Origin of the sequence: Hyphomonas johnsonii MHS-2, assembly GCF_000685275.1 — a bacterium.
Lineage (GTDB): Bacteria > Pseudomonadota > Alphaproteobacteria > Caulobacterales > Hyphomonadaceae > Hyphomonas > Hyphomonas johnsonii.
On sequence record NZ_ARYK01000003.1, the window covers coordinates 99,456 to 116,582 of the forward strand.

15 protein-coding genes are annotated in these 17,127 nt (G+C 60.2%); 9 read left to right on the forward strand and 6 right to left on the reverse strand.

Annotation, left to right across the window (positions count from 1 at the left end):
- The first annotated feature begins 264 nt into the window (after window positions 1-264).
- The 3 genes from HJO_RS07240 to HJO_RS18605 all read left to right on the forward strand — a co-directional run bounded on the left by HJO_RS07240 (window position 265) and on the right by HJO_RS18605 (window position 2,384).
- Window positions 265-1,140 carry an ABC transporter permease gene (locus HJO_RS07240; protein WP_035615583.1) on the forward strand — a complete coding sequence of 292 codons (876 nt, stop codon included), beginning with the start codon at window positions 265-267 and terminating at the stop codon, window positions 1,138-1,140.
- A 79-nt stretch (window positions 1,141-1,219) separates the two neighbouring features.
- The gene (locus HJO_RS07245) at window positions 1,220-1,816 is read left to right on the forward strand and encodes a hypothetical protein (RefSeq protein WP_035615585.1); all 597 of its coding nucleotides are present in this window, start codon (window positions 1,220-1,222) and stop codon (window positions 1,814-1,816) included.
- A 232-nt stretch (window positions 1,817-2,048) separates the two neighbouring features.
- Window positions 2,049-2,384 (forward strand): EF-hand domain-containing protein, encoded by a 336-nt coding sequence (locus HJO_RS18605; RefSeq protein ID WP_199285755.1) that lies wholly within the window; start codon window positions 2,049-2,051, stop codon window positions 2,382-2,384.
- A gap of 78 nt (window positions 2,385-2,462) precedes the next feature.
- Here the strand turns inward: HJO_RS18605 and HJO_RS07255 are convergent, their stop codons facing one another.
- Both HJO_RS07255 and HJO_RS07260 read right to left on the reverse strand, forming a co-directional pair.
- Window positions 2,463-3,203 carry a GGDEF domain-containing protein gene (locus HJO_RS07255; RefSeq protein ID WP_162173793.1) on the reverse strand — a complete coding sequence of 247 codons (741 nt, stop codon included), beginning with the start codon at window positions 3,201-3,203 and terminating at the stop codon, window positions 2,463-2,465.
- A gap of 120 nt (window positions 3,204-3,323) precedes the next feature.
- Window positions 3,324-4,052 carry a GGDEF domain-containing protein gene (locus HJO_RS07260; protein WP_162173794.1) on the reverse strand — a complete coding sequence of 243 codons (729 nt, stop codon included), beginning with the start codon at window positions 4,050-4,052 and terminating at the stop codon, window positions 3,324-3,326.
- Between the two features lie 243 nt (window positions 4,053-4,295).
- Between HJO_RS07260 and HJO_RS07265 the strand changes: the two genes are divergently transcribed.
- Window positions 4,296-5,606: a Na+/H+ antiporter NhaC family protein gene (locus tag HJO_RS07265; RefSeq protein WP_206741825.1), complete on the forward strand. Its 1,311-nt coding sequence runs from the start codon at window positions 4,296-4,298 to the stop codon at window positions 5,604-5,606.
- Here the strand turns inward: HJO_RS07265 and HJO_RS07270 are convergent.
- Entirely contained in the window at window positions 5,596-6,033 is a 438-nt protein-coding gene (locus tag HJO_RS07270) for a PaaI family thioesterase (RefSeq protein ID WP_035615589.1), read from the reverse strand. The two genes, HJO_RS07265 and HJO_RS07270, sit on opposite strands and share 11 nt — an antisense overlap.
- Before the next feature lie 963 nt (window positions 6,034-6,996).
- Between HJO_RS07270 and HJO_RS07275 the strand changes: the two genes are divergently transcribed.
- The 3 genes from HJO_RS07275 (at window position 6,997) to HJO_RS18925 (ending at window position 9,899) form a co-directional block, all read left to right on the forward strand.
- Complete coding sequence (locus HJO_RS07275; protein ID WP_035615591.1) at window positions 6,997-7,857, forward strand: hypothetical protein; 861 nt, start codon at window positions 6,997-6,999, stop codon at window positions 7,855-7,857.
- Between the two features lie 256 nt (window positions 7,858-8,113).
- Entirely contained in the window at window positions 8,114-9,280 is a 1,167-nt protein-coding gene (locus HJO_RS07280; protein WP_162173795.1) for an AAA family ATPase, read from the forward strand.
- A gap of 1 nt (window position 9,281) precedes the next feature.
- The gene (locus HJO_RS18925; protein ID WP_422120071.1) at window positions 9,282-9,899 is read left to right on the forward strand and encodes an RloB family protein; all 618 of its coding nucleotides are present in this window, start codon (window positions 9,282-9,284) and stop codon (window positions 9,897-9,899) included.
- An 18-nt stretch (window positions 9,900-9,917) separates the two neighbouring features.
- On the opposite strand, the gene uvrB is transcribed toward HJO_RS18925, so the two are convergent.
- Entirely contained in the window at window positions 9,918-12,107 is a 2,190-nt protein-coding gene (gene uvrB / locus HJO_RS07285; RefSeq protein ID WP_035615596.1) for an excinuclease ABC subunit UvrB, read from the reverse strand.
- 147 nt (window positions 12,108-12,254) lie between these two features.
- On the opposite strand from uvrB, the gene HJO_RS07290 reads away from it, so the two are divergent.
- On the forward strand, window positions 12,255-14,180 hold the full coding sequence (locus HJO_RS07290; RefSeq protein WP_051618386.1) for an ATP-binding protein: 1,926 nt from the start codon (window positions 12,255-12,257) through the stop codon (window positions 14,178-14,180).
- Window positions 14,181-14,226: 46 nt separating this feature from the next.
- On the opposite strand, the gene HJO_RS07295 is transcribed toward HJO_RS07290, so the two are convergent.
- A complete protein-coding gene (locus HJO_RS07295) occupies window positions 14,227-15,510 on the reverse strand; it encodes a M48 family metallopeptidase (RefSeq protein WP_051618387.1) in 1,284 nt (427 codons plus the stop codon).
- A 132-nt stretch (window positions 15,511-15,642) separates the two neighbouring features.
- On the opposite strand from HJO_RS07295, the gene HJO_RS07300 reads away from it, so the two are divergent.
- The gene (locus tag HJO_RS07300) at window positions 15,643-16,554 is read left to right on the forward strand and encodes a DMT family transporter (protein ID WP_051618388.1); all 912 of its coding nucleotides are present in this window, start codon (window positions 15,643-15,645) and stop codon (window positions 16,552-16,554) included.
- A gap of 91 nt (window positions 16,555-16,645) precedes the next feature.
- On the opposite strand, the gene HJO_RS07305 is transcribed toward HJO_RS07300, so the two are convergent.
- Complete coding sequence (locus HJO_RS07305; RefSeq protein ID WP_035615597.1) at window positions 16,646-16,855, reverse strand: cold-shock protein; 210 nt, start codon at window positions 16,853-16,855, stop codon at window positions 16,646-16,648.
- Window positions 16,856-17,127: the final 272 nt, after the last annotated feature.

The window sequence follows — 17,127 nt, forward strand, 5'->3', positions numbered from 1 at the left end:
CAGCTCTAGGTTTACGGTCCCGCTACAAGGTTCCGTCAGCCCCTATATGTTGTAGTGACTAGTACAAGCCACCGTTCTCAGCACCTAGATATCGTATCAGGACCGAAATGAAACACAACATGCAGGCGTAGCTTTCCACAGGCTTTCTACATCTAGTGTCCCTCCTGTCACTCAATCAGGCAATCTGGCCATAATTTTGTCATTCGCGGAAAAACTTGTGGCCTGCCCCTCGCTCATCGCGGGCAAGCGTCCTAGATACGTCCGATGATTGACTCCACCAGCGATGCCCCGCCCGCCAGTCCGGCCCTGTCCGACACCCAGGTTCCACAAAGCGGCCAGCGGACGATCCGGCAGTATGGCGCCGTCAACGGTCTCGGCCTGTGGACGCTCTACAAGCGCGAAGTCGGGCGCTTCATGAAAGTGTGGCTGCAGACCGTGCTGGCCCCGGTGGTGACGACGCTGTTGTTCATGACGGTTTTCAAGCTGGCTTTCGGGGACCGGGGTGAGCTGAAGGGCGATTTCGCGGGCCTGAGCTATAATAACTTCCTGGCGCCGGGCCTGGTGGTGATGGCAATCCTGCAGAACGCCTTCCAGAACACGAGTTCCAGCCTGGTGCAGGCCAAGTTCAACGCCACCCATGTCGACTTCCTGATGCCGCCGCTGTCGCCGATGGAACTGACGGCCGGCTTCCTGGGTGGCGCCATCACGCGCGGTGTGCTCGTGGCGGTGATTTCCGCGATCGGCATCCAGCTCAGCGGCCTGGCCGACATGACGGTCGTGCATGTCTGGCCGATCATCTGGTTCAGCCTGACGGCGGCGATCATCCTTGGCGCACTTGGCGCCATGGGCGGCATATGGGCCGACAAGTTCGACCACCTGTCCGCCGTGACCAATTTCGTGATCGTGCCGCTGACCTTCCTGTCGGGCACGTTCTACGACATCAAGGTGATGAAGGAGCCGTTCCTGACGCTGGCCCACATGGATCCGTTCTTCTACATGATCGACGGTTTCCGCTATGGGTTCATCGGCGTTGCGAACTCGTCGATCGTCACCGGCATGTGGGTGACCGGCGTGCTGTCAGTGGTCTCGACGGCGGCTGTCTGGTGGATGTTCAAGGCCGGCTACAAGCTGAAAGCCTGATTCCCGCATTACGTGATTTGCGTTGACCCGTCTGTCCACGGCCCGCTTAATGCCCCCCGAACGACACGCGGAGGATACTATGCGCATTGCAAAACTCGCCGCCGGCACGCTGCTGGCCCTGGCGCTGGCCGGGTGCCAGAGCCTGATTCCACAGGAAATGAGCGTCGCCGACTATTGCGCCAATCCCGACAAGGCGGGCGAGAATGTCTGCCGCCTGAAAGTCGAGATCGATGGCCAGTCAACGGCGATTGCCGAGACGGACATGCGCCTGTCAGAGGCGCGCAACGTGGCTGAAAGTGCCTCCAGCGCCGCCGCCGCCGCACAGGCCACGGCTGACGAGGCCAAGGCAGCTGCCGAAGCGGCCCTCGCCAAGACGGACGAGATGGTCTGCGAGACACGCACCATCCAGAAGACCGATACCGGCACCTGCCGGCCAGGCTATGTCCTGACCAGCTGCAACCAGACGCGCTACACGACCCGCGCCGGGGGCCTGTCGTTCCTGCGCGAGATCAATGACGAGAAGTGCCGCTTCAACGAACGCGTCCTCGAGATGCAGGTGCGCTGCTGCAGCACGGCCTCGGCTGCGCCACAACCACAAGACACCACGATCAACGAGAACATGCCGGAGCCTGAACCAGAGGTGCAACCGGAACCAGATGCACCGCTGAGCTTCTAACCAGGCTGAGCGGCCGCCCCGGGGGGCTGGGGAGGGAAGCCGCCTGCACTCGCGCGCAGGCGGCTTTTTGCTGCCTGCAATGCACGGTCGGGGAAGGGGCGCGCCTGCCACATTCCGGCCACGAGTCTTAGCATTCAGACAGGTTGGGAACGCCGGGGCGGGTGAGCGCCTTGATCCGTCACTGCCAGCGGGCGACGTCCGGATGGCAGGGAAGCCAAACGGAGTAGACCCAATGAAGAAGACAATCGCCTATACTGCCCTTGCCATGCTGTTGGCCGCCCCGGTTGCCCTTGCCGGCAACGACACGGCGCTCGCAGACGTGGATACCGACATGAACGGCTATCTCAGCCTCGAAGAGGTCCAGGCCGCCGATGACACGGTGACTGCCGAGACGTTTGCCGAGTACGACGTCAATGGCGACGCCCAGCTGTCTGATGTGGAATTCGAGTCCTGGAAGGCCGTGAAGAAGGCCGAAGAAGCCGGTGATGCACTGGAAGACGCTGCCGACGATGCAGCCGATGCCATGGACGACGCGGCGGACCACACGATGGATCACACGCCAGAATGATCTACTTGTCGAAGCGGCGCCCCCTCCGCTTCAACAAGGTGAGAGGCCCCGGTGAAAGCCGGGGCCTTTTTTTGACGGTCAGGCGGCCAGCTCGGACCGGTTGCGGCCGTGACTCTTGGCTTCGTAGAGGGCGGCGTCAGCGCGCTTGAGCAGGGTGGAGAGCGTGTCGCCGGTGCGGGTGATCGACAGGCCCAGGCTGATCGTCACGCTGATGGTCTCGCCATGGTAGTAAAACCGCGTGGCTTCGACGCCCCGGCGCAACGCTTCGGCCAGGTGGCCGACATCCGCCGCATCATCGTATTCCCACAGAATGGCAAATTCCTCGCCGCCGAGCCGTGCCACCAGTGCGCCTTCGGGCGCGATCCTGGTCAGCGTATTGGCGACATGGCACAGGGTTTCATCTCCGGCCTCGTGACCGTGCGTGTCGTTGACCTGCTTGAACCAGTCGATGTCGGCCACCATGAGTGCGGTGCGACGGCCTTCGTGCACGGCATCGGACACATTGAGAGCGGCCTCGCGGTGAAAACAGCGCCGGTTGGCGAGACCGGTCAGGTCGTCGGAATTGGCGAGATGGTGGACCTGCTGGTGCAGCCGATGCAGGCGTTGGTTCTGGAAGCCGGCATAGGTCATGGCAAAAGGACAGACCGTTGCCGGCAGAAGTGCACTCAGCCAGAGGACGACCAGGCGGTCGCTCGGCGTGAAGCCTTTCGTGGCCAGGTACACGGACACGACCGACAACAATATCGAGCAGATAGAGACAGTCGCCATGTTGCGAGCCTGGCCGAACCAGAATTTTCGTGTGCTGATATTCCGGCTCATCGACATGCTATTTCCTAACGTATACCGAAGCAGATACAGGCATTCCCTTGCCGCTTCGTGCGGCAGATCGATCAAATTTCCGGGAATATTGTGCGGCGGTCGGGGCAGCGGCCGGCGGGCCTATGCTGCCAGTGCGGCCTGGTTGCGGCCGAGATGCTTGGCGTCATAAAGGGCCCTGTCGGCGCGTGTCAGGAGCGATGATACTGTATCATCGGGCTGGAACAGCGTCAGGCCGAGGCTGATCGTGACGCGGATCGCCTCGCCACGATAGAGCAGGCGCGTGGATTCGATTGCCCGGCGAAGCGCTTCGGCGACGTGGCTGAGCTGGTCGAGGTCGGCAACGTCGCAGACGATGGTGAATTCCTCGCCGCCAAGGCGCGCCACGACGGCCCCTGCGGGCACGGCGTGCTCCAGCGTCCGGGCGATATGGCAGAGCACTTCGTCGCCCGCTTCATGCCCGAACGTATCATTGACGCGCTTGAACCAGTCGATGTCGGCGAGGATCAGGCCGGTTGGCGCACGGTCGGTGTCGGCGAGACGCGCTGTGACGAGCTGGGTCAGGAAGCGGCGGTTGGCAAGGCTGGTCAGGTCGTCACGGTTGGCGAGGTGCTGGACCTTGAGGTGGAGGTGCAGGTTTCGCAGGTTCTGCCGGATCACATAGAAAAGTGCCAGCGGAGCAACGACCGCCGGGATCAGGAAGGACATCATCAGCGAATGGCGGACCTCGGCGGAGGTAGTATCCGAATTTGACAGCCAGTCGAGGCCCATGGAGACGATGATCGCGACACTGGTCACGGTCACGGCCATGCTGGTCTGCTGGCGCCAGAAAGTGCGTGTGAGGTCGTCCATGCAGAAGGGCTTCGTGTTTTTTGTTGTGGGCAGGGTATAATATTGCACACAGGCTTCCAAAACCTGCTCCGGAAGGGTGAAATTTGACCCATTCCAGCGGTACGGCATGGCTGGCGAAGATGTGAAGCTGCCCGGCGCTGGGCTTTTGGCCGCGAATGCGTATAGCTGGCGGCTGGAAATATGGGAGGCTGAGCCCTGGATATCCTGACTGTCGCGCCGCCGGTTCTGGCGATCATCGTCGCCATGCTGACGCGCAATGTATATGCGGCGCTGGGCCTTGCGCTGCTGGCCTCCGAAACGCTGATTGCGGGTTTCAATCCGGCCATGGGCGCACTGGGCGGCATCGACCGCGCCGTGGGCGTGTTCGACAGCACCGGCAATGCGCAGGTGCTGTTATTCTGCCTGTTGATCGGCGCCCTGATCGCATGGATGCGCGACAGTGGCGGCGTGGAAGCGCTGGTCAGCGGCCTGATGAAGCGTGGCCTGGTCTCGACGCCGCGGCGGGCCGCGCTGGCCCCGGCACTGGCCGGCACGGCAATCTTCGTCGAGACGAATGTCAGCCTGCTGAGCAGCGGTGTGCTGGGCCAGCGCCTGTTCGATGCGCACGGCCTGTCGCGTGAAAGGCTGGCCTATATCATTGACTCAACCTCGGCGCCGATATCCGCGTTGATCCTGCTGAACGGCTGGGGCGCCTATGCGCTCGGCCTGGTGGAACCCTATGGCTTTGACAGCCCGATCGGCGTTGTCGCCGGCACCATCCCGTGGAATTTCTACGCCCTGCTGACCCTGGCGGGCGTCTACCTGACAGTGTTCACGGGGCGCGTGTTCGGGCCGATGAAGACGGCGGCCAGCAAGGTCGCCCAGGTCGAGGATGATGAACTCGTCGCGCCGACGCGGGCGATCTACATGTGGCTGCCGCTGATCGTGATGATCGGCGCGGCGCTCGGCTTCATGGCGTGGACCGGCGGGGGCAATATCCTGGCGGGCAGCGGCAGCCAGTCGATCCTGTGGGCGGTATGCCTGGCGCTGGTCGTGGCGGGCCTGTTGCTGGTAGCCGGCAAGGCGTTCCCGAAAGGCGGCCTGCAGGCGCGCGGCTTTGCCGGGATTTCGGAAATGGTGCCGGTGGTGGCGATCCTGTTCCTGTCGATCGCGCTTGGTGACAGCCTGCGCGTGCTGGGGACGGGGGCGTTCCTGTCCAGTGTGGCGGCGCAGTTCGTGTCACCGATCGTGGTGCCGGCCGTGCTGTTCGCGGTGGCCGGCGTGACCGCGTTCATGACCGGTACCAGCTGGGGCACCTATGGCATCATGATCCCGATCGCGATGCCGCTGGCCATGGCGCTGGGCATTCCGCCCTCGCTGGCGCTGGCGGCGGTGCTGGGCGGCGGCGTGTTCGGCGACCATTGCTCGCCGATCTCCGACACGACGATCATCGCCTCGCTGGCGGCCGGCTGTGACCATATCGATCACGTGCGCACGCAGATGCCCTACGCGCTGGTGGCGGGCGGGTTCGCAGTGGTGATGTACCTGATCGCGGGGCTTGTGGTCAGCCTTTAGGGCGCAGCACGAGCTGTGAGCAGCGGAAGAGGGCCATGCGCTTGCCGGTTTCCATATGGGTGACTTCGCAGTCCCAGACCTGGGTCGTGCCGCCCACGTGGACGGGCGTGGCGCGGGCCTGGACGCGGCCTTCGAGGGCGGTGGCGAAGAAGTTCGATTTCAGCTCGATCGTGGTGAACCCGGTCGCACCGGCGGGCACGTTGGCCAGGGTGCCATAGCCGCAGAGCGTGTCGGCGAGGGTGACGAGGGCACCGGCATGGAGGTAGCCATTGGGCGCGTGGTGCGTGGCGACAATCTCGAAATGGCCCTCGACGAGGTGGCGTTCCAGCGTGGTCACGATGATGCCGAGATGGCCGGGCAGGTGGCCTTTGCCACGAGCGATGAAGGCGGCGGGGTCAAGCTGGTCTTCGGGAAGGAGGTAGGTCATGGACGGGCCCCAACTAGCATTCTTAAAAGGAACTTAGTCCATGCGGGCGGGGCTGCAAGCCGTGACGTCGGGAGAGGGGAGGCCGGGGCAGGCTCGGCCTGTTCCAGGCAGCAAAAAGGCGCGGTCCCGAGGGCACGCGCCTTTCCTGCGTCATCGAATCAGACTACCGAGACTATGTGCTAGCACTCGTCGTCGGTCATCGGCTGACACGGGGCTCGGTCGGTTCCGTTTGAGCGGTTCCTTCGTCACCCTGGCTCCGGCAGGTCGCTCCGAAGAGCGCCCAGATCCTTCACCTCGGCCAGTCATCACCCAGGGGTGAACTTCTGGCCTAACCGCCGGACATCCCGAGGGATTTTCCTTTGGTTACCGCGTTTCGGATCGCGCCCCGGTCGCGGCATAGGGCTCCAAATCCAGGGGTCTAGCTCCCCCAAAGATGGACATCGCCTGGCTTTATCCCGTCGCCTTACCCTTGCCCTTCACGTCCGCCGCTCTCACGGCCTGGCTATTGGCCCGGGGTCTCCGGGTGCGATGTGCTGGGCCATCGTTCTGTCGCGGATTGTGCTCCCGCGCCGAGGTCGTTGGCTTACCGAAACGATCTCAAAAAAAGTCGCCTGAGTCGAGTCCCTGTAAAGAAAAATTCGCCATACAGGAGAGGTTTTCCACAGGATTGCGACGCCCTGTGAATATGCTGCACCGCACACGGATACGAAGCACGAACAGGTGCACGATGGATGAACGGATAAAGACCGGATGATGCACGGGCAGGGCCCGGACAGGCCGGATGGAGGAGGGAAGAGGGGGGAGGCCCGGACAAGCCCGCTATCCTTCGACTTCGCTCAGGATGAGTTTTGGACCGAGTGATGGGGGAGAGGCGCAGGCCTGTTCATTCCTTTGCGCCAGGCGGGGCGGGGGACAGCGCCCGGCCTGTCCGACCGGAATGGCGCCGGGCGTATACTTCCCGCCATGACACAGCCAGACCGCCCCCGCCGTTACCGCCGCCCCGCCGCAACCCTCACCGCCCTGCGCCGGCTGGCCCGGGAGGCCGCCGAAGCCGGCGAGCCGCTGGCCGCGATTGCCGCGCGGCTGAAAATCCCCCGCACCACGCTGTCGGGCTGGGCGCGGGAAGACGGCTTCCGCGCCAGCGACCTGCAGGCGAAGGCCGCGGCGGCGGCCGCAGCCGAGACAGAGGTCGACCGGGTACGCCGCGAGGCGGAGGAGATGGTGCGCGAGGCGGGGCTGGACGCCGACGCCTCGCCGGTGAAGCGCGAAGTGGACCGGGCCCGCGCCCGCGTCAGCGCGCTGCTCGACGCCGGCCACATCCCGGAAGCCGAGGCCGACATGCGCAAGGCGCGGCGCCTGCTCAGCCTGATGAATTTCGCCGCGCCGGTGGCAAGCGGCCTGAGCGAGGCGCAGCGCGCGGCGCACGAGGCGCGCGGCCATGCCTTCGAATGGCGGCTGATGCGCAAAGTGTGCGAGGCCTGGCATGACGGGCTGGAAGACGTGGTGCCGGTGGCCGATGGCGACATGCGGTTTCACGGCATGTACATGCACCGCTGCCACATGGTGTGGGACATCAACCGCGCCCTGTTCGGGCCTGACCCGTTCTATGAAGAGCATCTGATGGAGGACATCTACCTGCGCGCCGAAGAGGGCTGGTTCAACGGCTTCCGCGGGAAGATCCGCGAGGCGGTGCGGCGGCTGCGCGACATCGGCAATGACGCGCTGGCCGACAGCCTGGAAGAGAATCTCGCCGACGAAGCCAAGGCGCAGGCGGCCTGGGCGGAGCATGACGCGGAGAAGGGCTATGCGCGGCCGGCGGATTAGGGTGGGCGCGGTGGGGTGCATTAAGGCCTACGGCTTCAATGCACCCCCTTCGCTTGCTTGCGCAAAGAATTTTATCGTGAAATACATGTTTGGATAACATTAGAGTGCTATGTATGCGAAATATGGACAAATATAACTCTAAAACTTGCCGGAGGCAGATTTGCTAGTTGAGTTCAGGTTTCGAAACTGGGGGTGCTTTTTTGGGGAGCAAACTCTCAATTTTAATGCTTCAAGTTTAAAAGGACGCACCGAGTGCGTGGTCGAAACAAAATTTACTACGGCGAAGCAAGTCTTGCCCGTGGCTGCAATCTTCGGGCCGAATGCATCGGGAAAGAGTAGTATTCTTTCAGCGGTCGCATTCCTTCGACTGGCTGTTCGCCGCTCATTCTCGGAAAAGCGCGATAAACCAGTCGTGCCAAGAAAATATTTCAAGTTGGTAGCAAGTGGGGTTCGCGAGACGTCCGAATTAGAGCTAACTTTTATAAGTGACGACACGCTGTTCAAGTTTGGCTTTGAGTGCGACTCAAAGAGCTTTGTTAGAGAGTGGTTATATGCGTATCCGAACAACCGCCGCCAAATTTGGTACGAGCGGAACGGAAATGATCTCACTTTCGGAAATAATCTAAAAGGGCCCAATGCTATCGTTGCCGGGATGGTTAGGGATGATGTTTTGTACTTATCTGCAGCCTCTGCTGCAAACCACTCACAGCTGGATAGTGTTTTCAACTTTATTCAAAAGTTGAAAATCGAGACGGATTTCATGGTGACCCCATTTGAAATCGAAGACGACATGCAAGATCAAGAACTCGATGAAAACGCAGTTAGGTTTTTGCAGTTTTTAGATACAGGAATCATTGGGTACGAGAAACAACCAGTAAAGCGCAGCGAAAATCAACCCGATGAAAAAGTGCTGGCATTGATGAAAGCTGTTAGCGACCTCACGGGTCAGGATGGCGATGTTTCTCTAAAAGCCAAAGAGTACGATGTACTATTTAAGCACGAGGGTTGTGAGGATGGCTTTTTGCTGAGGGCGCATGAGGAAAGCGCGGGATCGCTTCGTCTAATTAAGCTTTTGAACAGTGCTTTCAAAACGTTGGAAAGCGGAGGTGTATTGTTCGTTGATGAACTAGACGCAAGCTTGCATACTCGGGCTTCTAATCAAGTAATGAAATTGTTCCTTAGTCAAATTACCAATAAGAATGGTGCCCAGCTTATCTTCACTACTCATGACACGAACTTATTGTCGGATAAATCGCTTCGCCGAGATGAGGTTTGGTTAGTAGAAAAAGACCGGTGCGGACAGTCTGAACTCTATTCAGCCAGCGAATTCTCTCTTAGATATTCGGACGATCTAGAGAAAGTTTATTTGGATGATCGAATGGGTGCCGTTCCTCCCAATTTGGAATTCGAATGGTTCGCATAAAATGGGCAGAAAATCTCCGAAGTCAAAAAGAAAGATAGCAGCACAATCGAAGCGAGCGTTGAAAAAGAAGCTACACATTTTTTGCGAAGGTGCGGTCACTGAAACTCTCTATTTTAGAGAGATGGCGCGCTTCCAACGAGAATTTGTGATAGATTTTGTTTCGACCGGGAAGATTCCTAAGACCCTATTCGATGAAGCTTTAGCTTACTTAAAGTTGATCAATAAGAGCCGAACCGGATACTCGGAACACGATCAGGTTTGGTTGATATTTGACCGCGACTCTCATGATCACGTCTCGGAGGTTATCAACAACGCACGAAGTCATGGAATACATGTTGCGTACTCAAATCCGTGTTTTGAGGTATTCCTTCTGTACCATTTCCAAGACTATGACGCGGACGAAGATAGGTCACGAGTAAAGGCAAAATTGGCGGGAATTTGTACTGAATATTGTTCAAAGAAATGCAAGTTAAATTCTGCAAATGAAGTAGTGAATCTAAGAGCAGATGCAATTGCTCGTTCAAAGCGAAGCTTGGTTAGCCGAGCAAATGAAGGAACTGAAATGGGGGCGCCATCGTCAACTGCGCATCTCCTCATCGAGGCACTAAAGCTATCCTAGATTTTGATCAGAACTCATCTAAAGCCCCAAATCCTGTTCTCTCAACCGCTTCAGCTCGTCCCTGAGCGTGGCGGCCTGTTCGAATTCCAGGTTGGCGGCGGCTTCGCGCATCCGCTTTTCTGTATCCGCGATCACTGATTTCAGGTTGTGGCCCGGTTCCCCGGCAAGTGGCAAGGCTTTTTCTTCGCCGAGGGCGCGATCACGGTCTCGCCGGGCGCGGGACTTGGTGCCGGGTTTCTCGCCGAGCTCGCCGAGGATGTCCTGCACGCCGCGGATGATCGTGGTCGGCGTGATGCCGTGCTCCAGGTTGTGCGCCTCCTGCTTGGCGCGGCGGCGGGAGGTTTCCTCCATCGCGCGCTCCATGCTGCCGGTGATGCGGTCGGCATAGAGCACGACGCGGGCCTCGGAATTGCGCGCGGCGCGGCCGATGGTCTGCACGAGGCTGGTCTCCGAGCGCAGGAAGCCCTCCTTGTCTGCATCGAGGATGCCGACGAAAGCGCATTCGGGAATGTCGAGCCCCTCGCGCAGCAGGTTGATGCCGACCAGCACGTCGAACACGCCGAGGCGCAGGTCGCGGATGATCTCGATGCGCTCGATCGTGTCGATGTCGGAGTGCATGTAGCGCACGCGCACGCCGTTCTCGTGGAGGAATTCGGTGAGGTCTTCCGACATCTTCTTGGTCAGGGTGGTGATGAGGGAGCGGAAGCCCTTGGCGGCGACGGCCTTCACCTCGGCCATGACATCGTCGACCTGGTTGGCGCCGTCGGTGGAGACGGGGCGGACCTCGACCGGCGGGTCGACCAGGCCGGTGGGGCGGATGACCTGTTCGGTGAACACGCCGCCGGTGCGCTCCAATTCCCACTTGCCGGGCGTGGCGCTGACATGGATGGTCTGCGGGCGCATGGCATCCCACTCGGCGAACTTGAGGGGGCGGTTGTCCATGCACGAGGGCAGGCGGAAGCCGTATTCGGCGAGCGTGGACTTGCGGCTGAAGTCGCCCTTGAACATGGCGCCGATCTGCGGGACGGTCTGGTGGCTCTCGTCGCAGAAGACGAGGGCATTGTCGGGCAGGTATTCGAACATGGTGGGCGGCGGCTCGCCCGGCTTGCGGCCGGTGAGGTAGCGGCTGTAATTCTCGATGCCGTTGCAGCTGCCGGTGGCGGACAGCATCTCGATGTCATACTGGGCGCGCTGGGAGATGCGCTGCGCCTCCAGCAGTTTCCCGTGCTTCTCGAAATGCGCGATGGTCTGCTTCAGCTCTTCCTTGATCTTGCCGACGGCCTGGTGGAGCGTCGGGCGCGGCGTGACATAGTGGCTGTTGGCGTAGATCTTGATCGCGGGCAGGGACTGGATCCTGGCGCCGGTGAGGGGGTCGAACTCGGTGATGCTCTCCAGCTCGTCGCCGAAGAAGGACAGCTTCCAGGCGCGGTCCTCGTAGTGGGCGGGGAAGATGTCGACGACGTCGCCCTTGATTCGGAACGTGCCGCGCGTGAAGGCGATGTCATTGCGGGTGTACTGGTTGGCGACGAGGCGCTCGGCGACGGCGCGCGGGTCCATCCGGTCGCCGGGCTGCAGCTTGAACGTCATCGACGTGTAGGTCTCGACCGAGCCGATGCCGTAGATGCACGACACCGAGGCGACGATGATCACGTCGTCGCGCTCCAGGATGGCGCGGGTGGCCGAGTGGCGCATCCGGTCGATGGCCTCGTTGATCGAGGATTCCTTCTCGATATAGAGGTCGGCGCGGGGCACGTAGGCCTCCGGCTGGTAATAGTCGTAATAGGAAACGAAATACTCGACCGCGTTGTCCGGGAAGAAGCTCTTGAACTCGCCATAGAGCTGGGCGGCGAGGGTCTTGTTGGGGGCGAGGATCAAGGCCGGGCGCTGGGTCGCCTCGATGATCTTGGCCATCGTGAACGTCTTGCCGGTGCCGGTGGCGCCGAGCAGCACCTGGTCGCGCTCGCCGGCCTGGATGCCCTCGACGAGTTCGGGGATGGCGGTCTTCTGGTCGCCCGCCGGCTCGTAGGGGCTGTGGACCTTGAACCGCTTGCCGCCTTCCAGCTTGTCCCAGTCGCGGTCCGGCCGGTGCGGCGTCCAGATCGACGGCGACAGGGGCTCGATGGCGCCATGCGCCGGCCCGTCCAGGGTGAACACGGACGGCGCCTCGGCGACGCCTTTGGCGGAGGATTTGGACGGGGAGCGGGCCATGCGCCCAGATATGGAGCGGGGGAGGGGGAGTGTCTAGGGTGTTCTTGGTTTGTTTGCTGCGGGTGGTGAAGAAGAGTTGTGAAAGAGGCGCTGTCAGAACTATGGTTGCATTTGCAGGGCCCTTCTAATTACAGGCGAGGATGTGTCATGAAAATCAAGGCGTTGATTTTAGAGAATTTTCGTGGGTATCAGGCCAAAACTATAATACCCTTCAGTCAATTCACTGCGCTGATCGGTCGAAATGACGCCGGAAAATCTACTATTCTCGAAGCGCTCGATATCTTTTTTGACAATTCAAAACCCGATCAAGGCGACGCCTGCATCAACGGGGATGCACGGGGAGTGCGAATTGGCATAATTTTCGATCACTTGCCCACCGAAATCACCTTGGATCGCGGTGCACGAAGTACATTCCAAGCTGAACACTTGCTCAACTCGGATGGTGATTTGGAGATTCATAAGGTGTTTAACTTGGGTGTACAGCGCCCGTCAGGCGCCAAGATATTCGCCATCGCCGTGCATCCAACACGGCCCGATTTGGCAGATCTCCTTCAAAAGTCGAATACTCAGCTCAAAGCCGTCATCCGGGAAAGAGGATTGGAGGCGAATTGCAACCTGAATGAAAACCCTTCGATGCGGCAAGCGATCTATCGCGCCGTCGGTGATCTTGGATTGTCGCGTCAGGAAGTTCCCTTGAATGATGAAAACGGAAAGGCAATTTGGACGGCGATCCAAAGCGTGTTGCCATTGTTTGTGCTTTTCAGATCAGACCGCGCAAGTAGCGATCAGGACCCGGAGGTTCAAAACCCCATGAAGGTAGCTGTGCAAAAAGCGCTGTCTGAGATTGAAGAGGATTTAGCGGCGATCACCGCAGAAGTGAGAACACGAGTCGAGGAGACGGCTGCCAGGACATTGGCGCAAATGCAGCTGACCTATCCTGAACTCGCGAAAACTTTAACGCCGCAGTTTCGAACTCCGACTTGGCAGAATATTTTCAAAGTCGATCTAGAAAGCGACGATGGCGTTCCGCTGAATAAGCGTGGTTCTGGCGTTCGCCGTTTGGTTTTGATGAGCTTCTTTCAAGCGGAAGCGAAGAAGAAGAAGGAAGAAGCTGCTGCCGATGATTTAGATGGTCAACGGCCTGTAGTTTACGCGATTGAAGAACCCGAGACCTCGCAACATCCAGAAAATCAGGAGCTAATTGTAGAGGCATTAAAGGAAATAGCTGACGCGGGCGACCAAGTTGTCATTACTACTCACGTACCGGCATTAGCTGGGTTGGTCCCCGTGGACGGATTGAGATATGTGGATAGTGATCCCGCGACCGGTCTACCGAGGGTGCGCCAAGGTACTCCGGAAATCTACGAAGAAATTGCGTCGGCGCTCGGAGTTCTTCCCGACCCGATCAAGTCAAACTCGATCAAGGTGGCCGTCTTGGTCGAAGGTAAGACTGATGTCGATGCACTTGTGTCTTTTTCACATGTATTGTCTGCATCCGGTGATATCCCAGCGTTGGATCAATCCAAAATATTTTGGGCTATGGGCGGGGGACAAACGCTCAAAGATTGGGTCGAACGCAACTATCTTGGAAGCCTGAACGTGCCGCAAGTAGTAATATTTGATTCGGATCGAACTTCAGGAGAACTCCCAGCCCACGAAGAAAAGCAGAGACGGCTGCGGGAAATAAATGCATGGGCGAATAGAACGGCGTTCATGACCCGCAAGCGAGAAATTGAGAACTACATTGACCTTCAGGAGCTGAACAATCTAGCAGAAGGCAAGCTAGTATACCCGGCGGGCATAGACGTGGATCACTCTGATTTAACGGAGGTGATTGCTGCGGCATTGCGTGATGCTATCGACAACAGGGATCTGCGATTTAGACCGACCAGCCACCGTGAAGAACCAATTCGGGTGACCAGGCGGAACATTAAGACGATAATCACCGCATACGTTATTCGTAATATGTCAGCAGACGGAATAAAAACTAGATGCGCTTATGAACATGAAGGTGAGGTTCGTTACGAAGTCTTGGAATGGCTTTCGGCAATTCAGAATTATTGTGCTGCCTAAAGTTGACACGCTCTCTGGTCGGCCAAGAATCGAAACGCCTGACTACCTACTTCCCACCTCCAGTCCGCTTGGCTTCGCGTTCGGCGACGTAGCGTTCGACTTCGGGGACGAGGGGGGCCTGGCTGGGGTCTAGGTCGGTGGCACCGGCGGCGAGCTCGGCGGCCTTGAAATTCATGCTCATGGTGACGCGGTCACGCCCGGTCGGGTGGTCGTGGAAGACGAAGCGTTCGACCGGGCCGGGATCGATCTTGCGATAGGCGCCGAGCTTCATCGACACGGCGGCAAAGCCATCAGGCTCGCGGGCCAGGGCCAGGCCATAGGCGTCTGCCTCGGTCTCGTTGGACCGGATGATGGTGTTCACCACCGGCGTGGCGAAGAAGAAGAACGTGCTGATCAGCGCGAACAGCAGCGGCATGCCGGCAATGTCGCCAATGTCGCCGATGCCCCATTTGCCGCCGAAGGTGCGCGCGGCCCAGGCAAAGGTGCCATTGGCAAAGGCAAAGCCGATCGCGATCAGCACGGTGAAGGCGAACAGCATCTCGTAGATATGGTTGAGCACGTAATGGCCGATCTCGTGGGCCATCACGGCGCGCACTTCGGCCGGCGTCGCGTCGGCGAGCAGCGTGTCGCCGAGGCTGACGCGGGTGGTGCCGAGGATGCCGGAGACATTGGCGCTGATCGTGTTGGTCTGGCGCGAGCGGTCGTAGACATAGACATCGTCGGCCGGCACGCCCGCGGCGGTGGCAAGGTTGAGGATGTCGGTCCGCAGCGGGCCTTCCTCCATCGGCGTATAGGTGTTCAGCAGCGGCGCGATGAACACCGGCAGGATGAGGAGCATGACCGCGATCAGCACGGCAGAAAGCCCGGCGCCCCAGATCCACCAGGTGCGCTTCAGGGCGCGGATGACGAGATAGAGCAAGCCGACAAAGATGGCGGTGGCGACGAGGTTGAGGCCGAACTCGATGAGATACTCACCAAACCAGGCGCCGAATGTCTGCGTGGAATTACCATAGGCGACCTCGCGGAAATGGCTGAGCCAGATGTCGAGCGGCAGGGTGATGAGGCCGAAGACCAGTGTGTAGACCAGCACGAAGGGAAAGACGGCGGCCCAGCGCGGCAGGCGCGCCTCGACACGGTCGCGCAGGCCCCGGATGAAACCGGTCTGGTAGAGGCCGAACGTGACGGCGAGGCTGACGAGGAACGTGACCACGGACCAGATCGCCTCGCCTTCGTCATAGGCGTCCGACCGGTCCCGGATGGCACCTGAGACGGCGTTGAGGTAGGCATCTATGGCATGGGGCGCGTCGAACGCGAGGGCGATGAGCTGCATGGTCAGTCTCCTGAGGGTATTTATCGAAAAACAACGAATCGTGCGGACTGTCAAGCGGGACGTCCTGCGGGGCGCTGGGCGGCCCGTACCAGGCATCTGGACAGGCCACGGGATTGGCCCTAGCCAGCGCGCATGATCGCGCGCCTCCTGTCTGCTCCCCTGTTGATTGCTGTCCTGGCCGTGGCGATGGGGTCGGGCATCGATGCGCTTGTGAAGGGCACGGCGCCGGGCACCGGGGTGATGGTGCTGGTCGCCTGGCGGTTCCTGTTCGGCGCGCTGATCGCAACGGCGGTGTTTGTCGGCCTGCGGCGCAAATGGCCGGCGCCGGAGGTGGTGCGCTTCCACAGCCTGCGCAGCCTGTTGCAGGTGGTCAGTGCGATCCTGTTCTTCTATGCGCTGACGCAGCTGGCGCTGGCCGAGACGATCATCTTCGGGTTCACGGCGGCGCTGATGGTGCCGTTCGTGGCGCGGGTGGTGCTGGGCGAGCAGATCTCGCCGACGGCGTTCGTGCTGACACTGGTGGGGTTTGCGGGCGCGGCCTTTGCGGTGAGCGTGACGCCGGATGGCGCGGCCGGCGCGCACAGGGTGCTGGGGCTGGCGGCGGTGTTCGCCTCGGCGATGATCTATGCGGTCGTGCTGGTGCTGCTGCGCCTGCGCGCGGTGAAGGAGGATGCGACGACGATTGCGCTGTTCACCAATGGCGTGCCGGCGCTGTGCCTGGTGCCGGTCCTGTTCGGCGTGGCTGGCCCTGTGGAGATGACCGACCTGCCGGTGTTCGCGCTGCTGGGGGCGATGGGCTATGCGGTCTGGTACCTGATGACGCTGGCTTATGCGCGGGCGCGGGCGCAATTGCTGGCGCCGCTGGAATACACGGCGCTGGTCTGGGCAGCGGTGTTCGGGATCGTGTTCTTCGACGAGGTGCCGGGCTGGCGTGTGTGGGCCGGGGCAGTGCTGATCGTCGCGTCCTGCCTGGGCGTCGCGTTCGAGAACCATTTCGTGACACGCAGGGAAGCCGGCCAGCCAGCCAGCGACCTGCCGGAGTGAATTCCGGACATAAAAAACCCCCGCGCCTTGTGGGAGCGGGGATCTTCAGGATTGTGTGGCACTCGCGGCGTACGCGGGCCCTTAAAGGCGTTTAGACAGCGGCGAGTTGGCCAGCTGACATCTTCCCGCTGCGGCTGTCTTTTTCCAGCTCGTAGCTGACCTTTTGGCCATCATTGAGCGTGGCAAGGCCAGCGCGTTCGACAGCAGAGATGTGAACAAACACATCAGCGCCGCCGGCATCGGGTTGAATGAAGCCAAAGCCTTTTTGGCTGTTGAACCACTTAACAGTTCCTGTAGACATAGATCTTACCTGGTCTTAAAAATTCACGGGCATGCGGAGTTGCTCGCACGTGATCAATCTCGGGTCTTGCGGGGGAGAAGTCGGTCTTGCAGCGGCGCTTGAGCACGGCCTTAGTTGCGAGTTATCCGACACAATTTCGAAGTCGATAAGCGCCTTATTGCACAGTTTCCACACAAGCTCAATGCAAGTTCGCACGCGTACTGCGACAGCGGCCATAAGGTCGAATTGACAGGTGTTTGTTTGCAAATGGTTTACTCCCTCAATGCATAGAT